Below are 12,205 nucleotides of genomic sequence, written 5' to 3'. Positions count from 1 at the left end.
GGATGCGCCAGCGCGTCGCGCGTCCCGGTCGCGCCAGTTCCTCGGGTTCGATGATGTCGGCCGCGTCGAGCGCTGTCAGCGCGTTTCGGGCATCGCGGGTGCTCATGCCGTCGATGCAGTCGGCCAGGACAGCAGCGGAGGGGCCGGCGATCCCGTCAGCGTCGGCATGCTGGGCGAGGGCGACCAGCACGAGCCGGACGGCTGCCCGCCCGATGGCCCTTGAGCCGGACGGCAGCGGGACGGCGAGCGCCCAGGCCGTCAGGTGCCGGCCCGAGTTGTCGCGGGCTTCGGTGAGCAGACGCCAGCGGATAGAACGGTTCCGCTTGCGCGATGCGGCAGGCTCGATGAGTCCCTCCGATTCGAGCACGTGGAGCGCGTTCCGCACGTCCCGCCGTGCCATGCCCTCGATAGCGTCAGCGAGCGTTTCGGCGGCCGGGTAGGCGATCCCGTCAGCGTCGGCATGCTGGGCGAGGGCGACCAGCACGAGCCGGACGGCTGCCCGCCCGATGGCCTTTGAGCCGGACGGCAGCGGGACGGCGAGCGCCCAGTCTGTGAGCGTATCGGCGGCGCTCATCCGTCCGCCTCGCGGCCTCGCGGCAAGGGCGATCGGGCCGGGCCATGCCACACGACGTGGCCCGGCAGCAGGCCTCGTGAACCGAGCCAACCGATTGCGCTGTCGATCTCCTTCCGGCTGAGCCTGCACGGCAGTGGGGCGCGCTCAGTGACGCTGCCGAGTGCCGCTCTGAATCCGCGGCTGCCAGGGTGGCGGGCGACGTGCTCGGGGAAGCGGCGGAGCGCGACGTACACGAGCTGCACAGCGCTGGAGGGCACACGCCCAGCGGGGCCGGGCAGGGTGGCGAGGCGGTCGCGCAGTTCTGCCAGCAGTTCCGGGGCGGACGGGGCGGCGGTCACCGGCTGCCGCCCTCAACCTGGAGTCCGGCGAGCGGCTGGGGCGCTGGGGCGAAGCGCCCGCTGCCGGCGATGCCGGCGCGTTGGCCGTCGTCGCGCACACGTCCGCACTTGATGCACCAGCCTGATTCGAGGTCGTAGACATGTCGGCTCGTGGAGGGCGTGCAGTGAACCGGCCAGGCCGAACGCCGGTCGGGGGCGGTCATCGGGTCACCGCCGGGCGGGTGTTCGCCTCAATGTATGTGTCGAGGTCGTGGGTCCACACCATGACGCGGCGACCGATGATGACGGTGGGCACCGCGCGCGCCTGGGTGATGCGGCGCACATTGCGAACGGTGGTGTTGAGGTACTCGGCGACCTCTTCGATGTTGAGCAGGGTTCCGCGGCGTGCGGGTGTTGTAGCCATGGTGGCTTCGCTTTCACCGACGTTCCATCAGGGTGGGTCGAGGGTGGTTGGCGGCTACGCGACAGGTCGAGCGGACGCTACCGGGCTGGCCGGATGGGGCGTCGGGTTGGTTGCGAGCGTTTGGCGCTGCCCAGGTCGGGCGGCGTCGTGATGTGCGGCTCGGTGGTCGGCTCGTCGTCAGTGGCGGGGTGCCACAGCTCGGGGCGCAGCGGCCAACGAGCGCGACGGGGCGCCGGGGGCCGATAGGAGCAGGCGAGCACGGCGGATCGACTGGGCTCCGATCCGTAGGGCGGGTTCGATTGTTCGCTGTGGGCGAAGCGCGCCGCGGGTGGCAACGGAGGCCAGCAGGATCAGCAGCGCGATCAGGGCGAGTATCCCGGCCAGCACGGATGCCGTCGAGAGACGATGATGGTCGCGCACGAGCGCCTCATCATCCGGGGGTGTTATCTGGTCGGGTTCGGGTTCGGGTTCAGGTGCGGCAGCAGCGGCGAGGCGCGTTCGGGCTGCCTCGATCATCTTGGCGGGCGCGTTCACGAGCTGGAGGTAGCTGAGTTCGCGCTCGGCTTCTTCGATCTGTTCACAGGCGGTCGCGGGCTCGTTGTCGGGGTCGCCATCCAGTTCGTGCGAGAGCGCCTGGAAGAGCGTTTGGCTGTAATCGGCGGAGGCGAGTGTAAGGCGGTCGGTGAGACTCCGCAGGCTCGGCTTGAGTGCGTCGAGCATGCGGAGGGCGAGCGCGGCAGCAGGGTCGGCGGTCGCGGCCGATTCGAGCGCGGCGAGGTCGTGGAACGGGCTGGGGTCGCCCAGCAGTGCCAGGGCTGCCGGGTCTGGCGTTGCAGCGTCGATCAGGTCAAAGCGCAGCCGGGCGAGGGTGAGCAGGTCGAGCCGATGCAGCGGGCCGCGCGCGCTCAGTAGCTCGCGCGCGGCGGAAACGGTCGGCTCGGTGGTCATGTCCAGCTTTCGAGTAAAACGGTGGAACTCAAGGAACGCTAGGGGCTCAGTAAGTTATCAACGGTCGCCAATGGTACGAGTTCCAAAATTTAGAACCTCAAGAAGCTGGATGCGCTCAGACGACGCGCAGGCGCGGCGGCGCCGTGGTGCCGGCGTACATCGCGTCGAGGCGGTCGGCGAGCACTCGGTCTGAGTCGTCGGCGGCGTGCGCGTAGATCATGGCGGCGCGCATGGTGGCGTGGCCGAGCCGGGCCTGGACTTCGGGGACGCTGGCGCCGGCCCGGTAGGCGAGCGTGGCACCGGTGTGGCGCAGGTCGTGCCAGGTCAGATCATCGCGGCCGATGGTTTGCCGGGCGCGGCGGAACAGGAACGACAGGCGGGCGCTCGTGACCGGCGTTCCATCTGGCATGGCGAACACGAGGGCATCCGGATGCTTGGGGGTGTGCTCGGAGAGGTGATCGCGCAGCCGTTCCAGTACGAACGCGGGTAGGTGCACAGTGCGCCGGCTCTTGGTGGTCTTGGTCTTGCCGAACGTGATGGGCCGGCCGGGAAGGCAGACGAGCGCCCGCTCAACGCGGACGGTTCCGGCGTCAAGGTCAACATGTCGTCGCGCGAGGGCGAACAGTTCGCCATAGCGCAGCCCCGACCATGCCGCGAAGGTGACGGCTGCCGCGTACTCGCGGGGCATGGCGGCGGCAAGGGAAGCAACCTCGGCGGGTGTGGCGGTGCCGCGTTCGCGCGGGTGGACGACGCCGGCGGATGGAATCTGGCATGGGTTGTGGGTGATGGCGCCTTCCTTCGCGGCTGTGCTCAGCATTGCCCGCAGCAGTCGGTAGGCGTGCGCGGTTGCGTTACGCGCCGAGTCGTCGGGCGTCAGCCGTCCCTCGGGTGTCGGGACGTGCGGCCGGGGCTCGCCGGCGGCGCGCCATGCCTTCGCGATTGCGGGAGAGAGGCGCCCCGTTACGGCGACTTCGAGGCCTCGGGCGCGCGCCCAGGCTCGGGCCGGGTGCTCGCGACGTTCGGCGTCGCGGTCGAGGCGTGCCTGTGCGGCGTCGCGCTCGGCAGCGTAGAGCGCGGCATACCAGGCGCGTACGACACTCTGCGTGATGTCGGCGAGGTCGAGGGCGCCCAGTTCGATGGGGCGCGGGTTGCCAACCGCCGGCAGCACCCAACGAGTGAGCGCGCGTTGGTAGGTGTCGCGGGTACGCGCGCTGAGGTCGGGTCGCGAGTCCATCCAGGTCGCGGCGTAGTCGGCGAGGGTGACCCGGCCTTGCCTCGGGTCGGCCCAGACGCCACGCGCCCGGTCGGCGCGCTCGCCGGCAAGCCAGGCGTTCGCGTCATCCTTGCTCGCGAACGTGGCCGGGGCGGCGAACTTCTGCCCGTCCTTCCGGTACGACGCACGGTAGCGCCCGCTCGGGAGTTGCTCGACGGTGCCCCATGCGCCGGGTGCCTTGCGGCCGGCGGGTGCCTTGCGGCCGGTCACGCGGTCACCTCGCGGGCGTGCAGCGCCTCGGCCAGCGCGGTCGTGGCGTCGGCGAGCGGCGGCAGCGCGTCGGCGGGGATGCCGAGCGCGGCGTCGAGGTCGGCGCGTGCCGTGACGAACTCGGTGTGTGCGTCGGCGAAAGCCCACGCAACGAGTTCGCGGCTGGCCGTTTCGCGTTCGGCGGCGGTGCGCGCGTAGGCGTCGGCGAGGGCGAGAATTCGGGTGTTGTCGGCGGTCATCTGAGCCCCTGTTTTCAGCCCGTGAGTCCACGGGAGTCCACGAAGGGGGCTTAACTCGCCTTCTAACTGAGCCGAGCGGCCCGATAGATCTCGCGATCTACCAGGCCTTTCGGCTTAGAGGGGATGACGGGAATCGAACCCGCGTAATCAGTTTGGAAGACTGAGGCTCTACCATTGAGCTACATCCCCGATGTGCCCGTCTCCGGGCACTCGCACCATAGTAGTGCACGTGCGCGGCTGGTTCGCGACGGCGGCCCAGCCTGGTTGCGATCGGCGTCGATCAGGGGGTCGCCGCGTCGACGCAGTACGACTTCGTCGCCCGTTCGAGTGCGCGTTCGTAGAGGGCGTCGAGCTGGTGGGATCGCGCGACCGAGCGCACGGCACGGTCGCGGGCGTCGCCGCATCCGTCGCTCAGGAGTACCGGCTGGTTCGCGCTCAGCTCGAGGACCATGGCCTCGGTGAGCCGGTCGATCGTCGAGCGGACGCCGGTCAGGTCCGGTCGTTCGACGGGCGCCGCCGTCGGGTCGAGTACCCATTCCGAGAATCGTGTGTACTGGATGGACTCGGTCGCCTGGATCTGGTCGAAGAAGATCTGCTCGGCGAGCTCGGGGGAGAGCTCGTGCTGGCCCGCGAGGACTCGTACGTTGTCGAGGACCTGCTGTTCGCGTGCGGGATCGTCGATGCGGGTCTCGGTGCCCCACTTCGACGCCGCCGCGTCCTCGGCGCTGCCGAGGCGTTCGGCGGCGAGGTTGACGAGGGTCTCGAGCGGTGACGGTGCGGTCGTCGGCGCCGAGGCGCCGTCTGGTGGCGAAGCGCACGAGCTGAGGGCTGCGATGCAGAGGCACCCGGCGAGCACGGCGAGCAGCGTGCGACGACGACGTTCCAGGGCAGGAGTCCGTTGCATCAGGCTAGTATACCAGAATGCGTCCGATTTGGCCGAAACGAGCTCAGCGGAGCGCGGCGAGCCGGGTCACGGCTGCTCGAGCCGTGCGCAGTTGGCGCTCATAGGTGGCCGCGATCACGACCAGGAGCACGCCCGCGATGCCGAGCCAGATCCACCACCAGACCGCCTCGTAGAGCCACGTGAGCCACGGCCAGAGCTGCGCGACCGCGTGCACGAGCAGCACGACCCCGCCGAGGACGAACGGTGCTTGCAGGCGCGAGCGGATGCCGGCGAGCAGGGTCGCGAGGGCCCCGACGCCGAGTACGACGAGGCGCCAGAGCTGCGGGTCGAACAGGTCGGCGAGCAGCGGCGGGACGAGCAGCACGGCAAGCCCCGGACCGAGCGCGGGCCAGCTGCCGAGCGAACGTCGCCGCCGCAGGTCGCACACGCCGGCGCCGATGAGCGCGAGACCGACCGACGCGGTCATGAGATCGAACGGTTCGACGCGCGCGGCCAGGCCCGCGATCGCGGCGACGAGGAGGAGGGCGAGTGTCGTCCAACGAGGGATCGGACCGGCCAGCGGCCGCAGCGCGTTGCTCGCCGCGAGCACGTGCAGGACGGCCAGCAGCGGCAGCAGGACCACGGCTCTGATCTCGGCGTGCAGACCGCCGCCGATCGCCGCGAACCCGGACGGGACCGCGGCGACGATCGCCAGGATCGTCGGCAGGGTTGCCGCGGCGATCGTCGCCGAGTAGAGCCAGTCCGCGATCCGGGCCGGAGTGCGGCCTGCGCGCGCCCACCACACCGACGCGACGACCCCGACGACGAACGCCGCGAGCGACCACCATTCGGCGGTGAGGCTTCCGGACTCGACCGCGATCGTGCCGGAATGGACGGCCGCGCCGCCGACCGCGGCCACGGCTCCCGAGCTCACCCCGAGCACCCCGATCGGGATGCCTCGGAGCGTGTGCGGCGCGAACGCGGTCGAGAGCAGGACGACGGCGCCCGCCGAGAGGAGCACCAAGGCGCGCGCGGCCGAGTCGCCGGCGGCCGCGACGCTCGGAACGACCGCGATGCCGAGACCGGTCGCGATGAGCGTGAGGCGCCCCGACCGGCTTGCGTCGAGCGGTCGGCGCACGGCGATCAGCGCGCCGAGCAGGATGCAGAGCGCCGCCACCGGAAGCGTGAACAGCTCGACGAGCGTGGCGTCTTCGCCGACGAGCCAGATCCACCATGAGACGACGGCGAGCACGGGCGAGGCCCAGGCGAGGTGCCGCGCCGCCGACGTCGAGGCGAACGGTTCGCCCCACAACGCCGCGAGCACGACCGGGACGGGCACGAGCAGCGCGAGCGGAAGCCAATCGCCGGCCAGCACGGCCGAGCCGGCGACGATCACCGAGAGTGCCCCGGTGCCCGCGACCCACGCGACGCGCACGGCGCGGTCGAGCCTGTCACCCCGCCGGGTCACCACGTGCGCGAGCGCGGCGGCGACGAGCAGTGCGGCCGCTGCCGCGGCATCCGCCTGATCTCCCGCGCCGAACGCATCGCCGGTGACCCAGGCGGCCGCGACACCGACCATGACCGGTGCGATCGCGGCGGACGCTGGCGCGATCACGATCAACCGGCCCCGCCAAGTCCACGCGGCGCCCGCGATCGCGAGGACGAGCGCGCACAGCCAGCGGAACACCGACTCCCCGGTGAGGAAGAGCGACGCGACCGCGATCGTAGACGCCGCGAGCAGCGGCGCGGTCAGCGCGAGCCAGGTCGACTGGGGGAGCCGAACTGCCGCTGCCGCACCGAACAGCGCCGCGGTGATCAGTGCGGCCCACACCGTCGGCGCGGCCCAGTCCGCGGTCAGCGGGACCCCGACCGCCGAGAGCCAGGGCGCGATGGCCAGGCCGAGTACGACGAGCTGCAGCGCGACGAGGAGCGCGTGCACGGTCGCGGCCGAGCTCGCGCGCGATCGCCAGATCCGGGGAGCGAGCACCCATCCGGCGAAGGTCAGCACCAGGGCGCCGGCCGTCGACCAGGCCCACACTTCGGTCGAGCTGTATCCGGACACCCAGGCGATCGCAGCTGCGAGCGGACCGAACACCGCGACGACGGGGAGGAGTCCTCGGATCGGGATTCGCCGGACCACGCTGCCGATCGCGAGGCCGGAGCCCGCAATGGCCAGTAGCGCGGCAGCGGTCCATCGCAGGTCGTCGAGCGCCGCAGCAGCGACGAGGAGTCCGAACCCGACGAAGCTGACAGGGACCACACCGATCGTGCGCAAGCGACCGGTCATGCCGGCGCTGAGCCCGCTCGCGACGGCGAGCATCAGCGGCACGATCACGGCCGACGTGGTGAGCTCACCCGGCAGCTCGAACCATGCCTCCTGGCCGCCGAGCCAATTCCCGCGTACGCCGAGCAGCACTCGACCGATCACCAGGACGCCGGCACTCATGCCTGGGAGTGCCGCGACCACGGCGATCACGGATGCGCCCACGAACGCGCCCAAGCTGGCGCGCCGCGAGATCGACGTCGTGAGTCTGAACGCGACCACGAGGACGACGGCGATCGCGGAGGCGATCATCGGCGCGAGCCAGGCCGCCGGCATCGTGTCGAGCTCGACGACGATCGCGACGGTCGGTCCGGCCGCGAGCGCGGAGCCGACCATGACGGCAGCAACCCACTGCCACGCGACGCCGAGCTCGCGGCCACGGGTTGCGAGCGCCGCGAGGACGGCGCTCCAGAGCACGGCGACCGCTCCGAACGTGACGAGCGGATGCCACGCCAGCTCGGGCAGCGCGAACGCCGCCGTACACCAGGCGATGCCGCCGCCGGCCACGCCGAGCGCGAGCGCGAGGTGCCGCTCCACACCGGGCACCCGCACCACGGCTGCGCCGACCGCCGCGATCCCGGCGAAGAGGCCCCCGAGCCAGGCCGCGGTCGCCGGCTCTCCGGTCGGCGCTGCCGCCACGCCGAGGAGGAACAACGCCACCGGCGCGAGCACCGCGGCGGAGATGCCGAGCGTGCGGATGCTCGTGGCGGCGCGCAGCGCCCCGAGCGCCGCGGCGAGCACGAGGAGCGCCACGCCGGCGTAGGCGGTCGGCTTCGCCGCGCCCGTGCCGAACAGGTCGTTGGCCCGCACGATCCAGACGTCGAGCAACATCAGGACGACGGCGACGACCGCGACGCCCTCGGCCGTGCCCGGCAGCCTGCGCCGTCGCAGCAGTGCGGCGACGCCGAGCACGAGCACACTCGCGAGCGCGATGATGACCGAGCGGACCTCGAGGCTCGCGATGAGATACGCCACGAACAGGAAGACGATCGCGGTCACTGAGATCAGGACCACGCCGAGCGTGAGCAGGAACACCTGCATGCCCGACCGCTTCGGCCGTCCGGCGACCTCGGCCGCCGCAGGCGACCCTTGGCTGGGACCCTGACCGGGCACCGACGGCGGAGCCTGCGGCTGTCCATGCGGCGGCGCAACCGGCGACATGATCGGCGGTGTCACCGGCAGGCCGGGCGGCGGCGCGAGCGCCACCCGCGGGTCGGATGCCGCCGCCGCAGCCGCGGGCGGTACAGCCGCGGTCGGCGAACCCGTGGCCGGCACCTCGATCTCCGCCGGGATCACCGCGACGACCGGCGGCACCACCGCGATCATCGGCGAGGCCTCGCGCGCCGCCTGCGCGGCGAACATCGCATCGAGCAGTCCCTGGCGCCGCCGCTCTTCTGCCACGATGCGCTGTCCGCTCGCCAGCACCTCGGCCGCCCGCGGGGCCGAGAGGTCGAGGCCGCAGGCCGTGCAGACCGCCGCCGCGAGCGGGGTGAGGCATCCGGGGCATCTCGACGTGTCGGCGAGCAGCGCCGGGTCGGCCGGCCAGCGTCGCAGCCCGGCGGGGCGCGCCGAGCGCTCAGGCGTGTGGGTCATGCCGTCATCGTGCCAGTGCGCGGCGGTGCGGATCGAACGATCCTCTGGCGGGTCATCCGTTTCATCGCGGTCGCGGCCTGTGGAGGAACCGTCGGACGCCGCAGTGCCGGGCCCGCGTGCAGTAGACTTTCCCGGGTTCACCCGCGTCCCGGTCTGCTCCGGCATGCCGTGCGGGCGACCCGACGAGTTGAGTAGCGACTCGGGGCGTAGCTCAGCTTGGCTAGAGCGCCCGCTTTGGGAGCGGGAGGTCGCAGGTTCAAATCCTGTCGCCCCGACGAGTCGCCGGCTCGACACGAACTTCCAACAATCAGGAGAAACTTCCCCATGCCGACCACTTCGGTTGAGAAGCTGAGCCCCACGCGCGCCAAGCTCACCATCACGGTGACGCCTGAGGAGCTGAAGCCCAGCATCACGCACGCGTACGAGCACATCGCCGAGCAGATCAACGTTCCGGGCTTCCGCAAGGGCAAGGTTCCGCCGCCCATCATCGACCAGCGGGTCGGCAAGGCCGCCGTGCTCGAGCACGCGGTCAACGAGGGCCTCGACGGCTTCTTCCGCGCCGCGGTCGCCGAGCACGAGCTGCGACCGCTCGGCCGCCCGTCGGCCGACATCGTCGAGTGGCCGAACGAGAAGGACTTCTCGGGCGACCTGCTCCTCGCCATCGAGGTCGACGTGCGCCCCGAGATCGAGCTGCCCGCCTACGAGGGCCTCGAGGTCACGGTCGACGACGTCGAGATCAAGGACGACGAGGTCAACGAGGAGCTCGAGCGGCTCCGCAGCCGGTTCGGCACGCTCATCACCGTCGACCGCCCGGCGGCGTCGGGTGACTTCGTCACGCTCGACCTGGTCGCGACGATCGAGGGCGCCGAGGTCGACACGGCCAACGGCATCTCCTACGAGGTCGGCTCGGGCGAGCTGCTCGAGGGCATCGACGAGGCGCTCGACTCGCTCACCGCCGGTGAGACCACGACGTTCAACTCGAAGCTGCTCGGTGGCGAGCACGAGGGCGAGACCGCCGAGATCACCGTGACGGTCACCGCCGTGAAGGAGCGCGAGCTCCCCGAGGCCGACGACGACTTCGCGCAGATCGCGAGCGAGTTCGACACCATCGGCGAGCTCACCGACTCGCTCAAGGAGCAGGTCGCGCGTAACAAGAGCTTCGGCCAGGGCACGCAGGCGCGCGACGCGTTCGTCGAGAAGCTCCTCGAGCTCGTCGACGTCCCCGTCGCCGACAGCGTCATCGAGGACGAGGTGCACCGTCACCTCGAGTCCGAGAACCGTCTCGAGGACGACGAGCACCGCGCCGAGGTCACCGAGTCGAGCACGAAGGCGTTCAAGACGCAGATCATCCTCGACAAGATCGCCGAGACCGAGAACGTCAAGGTCGGCCAGGAGGAGCTCACCCAGTACCTCGTGCAGGGTGCCGCGCAGTACGGCATGGACCCGAACGAGTTCGTGCAGATCCTGAGCCAGCAGGGCCAGATCCCCGCGATGGTCGGCGAGGTCGCGCGCAACAAGGCGCTCGCGATCGCGCTCGGCAAGGCCAAGGTGACGGATGCCTCGGGCAACGCGGTCGACCTCAGCGAGTTCACGGCCGTGGCCGACGAAGAGGCCGAGGCTGAGGCCGAGGTCGTCGAAGAGGCCGAGGAGATCGTCGAGGAGGCCGAGGCGGCCGAAGAGGCCGCCGAGAAGCCCGCCCCGAAGAAGCGCTCGACCAAGAAGAAGGCCGACTCGGAGTAATCCGGCAGAGCCTGGCCGAACGGGGCCGGGGCGCGATGCGCCCCGGCCCCGTTCGTCGTCGACGCGAAAGATCGGATGACACCGGACTTCCGAGCACCATCCGCCTGCGAGAATGGAACCCATGACCCTCACCGCGACCTCCGCGCTGCCGTACAAGGTGGCCGACCTCACGCTCGCCGAAGCCGGCCGCCACCAGCTCCGACTCGCCGAGAACGAAATGCCCGGCCTCATGGCGCTCCGCGCCGAGTTCGGCGCGTCGAAGCCGCTCGCGGGCGCCCGCATCGCCGGCAGCCTGCACATGACCGTGCAGACCGCGGTGCTCATCGAGACGCTCGTGGCGCTCGGCGCGCAGGTGCGCTGGGCGAGCTGCAACATCTTCTCGACGCAGGACGAGGCCGCCGCCGCGATCGTCGTCGGGCCCGAGGGCACCGCCGACGACCCGAAGGGCGTCCCGGTGTTCGCGTGGAAGGGCGAGTCGCTCGAAGAGTACTGGTGGTGCACCGACCGCATCTTCGACTGGACGGCTGAGGCCGCCGAGGCCGGGGCGGACTGGGTCGGCCCGAACATGATCCTCGACGACGGTGGCGACGCGACGCTGCTCGTGCACGAGGGGGAGCGGTTCGAGGCGGCCGGCGAGGTACCCAAGGCCGAGGAGAACGCGAGCCACGAGTACCGCGTCATCCTCGACACGCTTCGCGCGTCGCTCGCGGTCTCGCCCGACCGCTGGACCCGCATCGCGGCCGAGATCCGCGGGGTCACCGAGGAGACCACGACCGGCGTGCACCGGCTCTACGAGCTGCACGCCGAGGGCGGCCTGCGCTTCCCGGCGATCAATGTCAACGACTCGGTCACCAAGTCGAAGTTCGACAACAAGTACGGCATCCGGCACTCGCTGCCCGACGGCCTGAACCGCGCCACCGATGTGCTCATGGGCGGCAAGGTCGCGTTCGTCGCCGGCTACGGCGACGTCGGCAAGGGCGCGGCCGAGGCGCTCCGCGGCCAGGGCACACGCGTCATCGTCTCCGAGATCGACCCGATCAACGCGCTCCAGGCGGCCATGGACGGCTACCAGGTCTCGCGTCTCGAGTCGGTGATCGGCGAGATCGACATCCTCGTGACCGGCACGGGCAACAAGGACGTGGTGCGGCTCGAGCACCTGCTCGGCCTCAAGCACCTCGCGATCGTCGCGAACGTCGGGCACTTCGACAACGAGATCGACATGGCGGGTCTCGAGTCGCTCGAGGGCGCCGTGCGCGTCGAGATCAAGCCGCAGGTCCACGAGTGGCGGCTGCCGACCGGGCGCAGCATCCTCGTGCTCTCCGAGGGGCGGCTGATGAACCTCGGCAACGCTACGGGGCATCCGTCGTTCGTGATGTCGAACTCGTTCACCAACCAGGTCCTCGCGCAGATCGAGCTCTGGACGCGTCCCGAGGCGTACCCGGTCGGTGTGTACGTGCTGCCGAAGCACCTCGACGAGAAGGTCGCGCGCCTGCACCTCGACGCGCTCGGCGTCGAGCTGACCGAGCTCACGCCCGATCAGGCCGCGTACATCGGCGTGCCCGTCGAGGGGCCGTACAAGGTCGACCACTACCGCTACTGAGCGGCCGGGTCTCGATACGCGTGCTCGTTCCTCGCGCGCTCCTCGACCAACGAGGCCCGTTGGTCGAGTAGCGAGCGCCAG

Annotated in this window: 9 protein-coding genes and 2 tRNA genes; 3 read left to right on the top strand and 8 right to left on the bottom strand. The window is 71.0% G+C overall.

Annotated elements, in window-relative coordinates; translation table 11 throughout:
* From RH864_RS08410 to RH864_RS08375, 8 genes are all read right to left on the bottom strand, one after another.
* Window positions 1-574, bottom strand: a 574-nt coding sequence (locus tag RH864_RS08410; RefSeq protein WP_310517091.1) for a helix-turn-helix domain-containing protein, incomplete at its 3' end; no start/stop codon positions are given.
* Window positions 575-1,111: 537 nt separating this feature from the next.
* Window positions 1,112-1,315 (bottom strand): helix-turn-helix domain-containing protein, encoded by a 204-nt coding sequence (locus tag RH864_RS08405; RefSeq protein ID WP_310517090.1) that lies wholly within the window; start codon window positions 1,313-1,315, stop codon window positions 1,112-1,114.
* Window positions 1,316-1,492: 177 nt separating this feature from the next.
* The gene (locus RH864_RS08400; protein ID WP_310517089.1) at window positions 1,493-2,263 is read right to left on the bottom strand and encodes a hypothetical protein; all 771 of its coding nucleotides are present in this window, start codon (window positions 2,261-2,263) and stop codon (window positions 1,493-1,495) included.
* 115 nt (window positions 2,264-2,378) lie between these two features.
* On the bottom strand, window positions 2,379-3,746 hold the full coding sequence (locus RH864_RS08395; protein ID WP_310517088.1) for a tyrosine-type recombinase/integrase: 1,368 nt from the start codon (window positions 3,744-3,746) through the stop codon (window positions 2,379-2,381).
* On the bottom strand, window positions 3,743-3,985 hold the full coding sequence (locus RH864_RS08390) for a hypothetical protein (protein WP_310517087.1): 243 nt from the start codon (window positions 3,983-3,985) through the stop codon (window positions 3,743-3,745). Before RH864_RS08390 ends, RH864_RS08395 begins: the two co-directional genes overlap by 4 nt.
* 118 nt (window positions 3,986-4,103) lie before the next feature.
* Window positions 4,104-4,174 (bottom strand) — tRNA-Gly (locus tag RH864_RS08385).
* A gap of 91 nt (window positions 4,175-4,265) precedes the next feature.
* Window positions 4,266-4,889, bottom strand: a complete 624-nt coding sequence (locus RH864_RS08380) for a chorismate mutase (protein WP_310517086.1) — start codon at window positions 4,887-4,889, stop codon at window positions 4,266-4,268.
* A gap of 43 nt (window positions 4,890-4,932) precedes the next feature.
* A complete protein-coding gene (locus RH864_RS08375; RefSeq protein ID WP_310517085.1) occupies window positions 4,933-8,784 on the bottom strand; it encodes an SCO7613 C-terminal domain-containing membrane protein in 3,852 nt (1,283 codons plus the stop codon).
* Between the two features lie 200 nt (window positions 8,785-8,984).
* On the opposite strand from RH864_RS08375, the gene RH864_RS08370 reads away from it, so the two are divergent.
* The 3 genes from RH864_RS08370 to ahcY all read left to right on the top strand — a co-directional run bounded on the left by RH864_RS08370 (window position 8,985) and on the right by ahcY (window position 12,124).
* Window positions 8,985-9,059, top strand: a tRNA-Pro gene (locus RH864_RS08370).
* Window positions 9,060-9,108: 49 nt separating this feature from the next.
* Window positions 9,109-10,524 carry a trigger factor gene (gene tig, locus RH864_RS08365; protein ID WP_310517084.1) on the top strand — a complete coding sequence of 472 codons (1,416 nt, stop codon included), beginning with the start codon at window positions 9,109-9,111 and terminating at the stop codon, window positions 10,522-10,524.
* 121 nt (window positions 10,525-10,645) lie between these two features.
* Complete coding sequence (gene ahcY / locus RH864_RS08360) at window positions 10,646-12,124, top strand: adenosylhomocysteinase (protein WP_310517083.1); 1,479 nt, start codon at window positions 10,646-10,648, stop codon at window positions 12,122-12,124.
* Window positions 12,125-12,205: the final 81 nt, after the last annotated feature.

The organism is Agromyces aerolatus, from assembly GCF_031432255.1.
Classification (GTDB): domain Bacteria; phylum Actinomycetota; class Actinomycetes; order Actinomycetales; family Microbacteriaceae; genus Agromyces.
The sequence above is the reverse complement of the archived record's forward strand: the minus strand, read 5'-3'. Positions and strand labels throughout refer to the sequence as shown.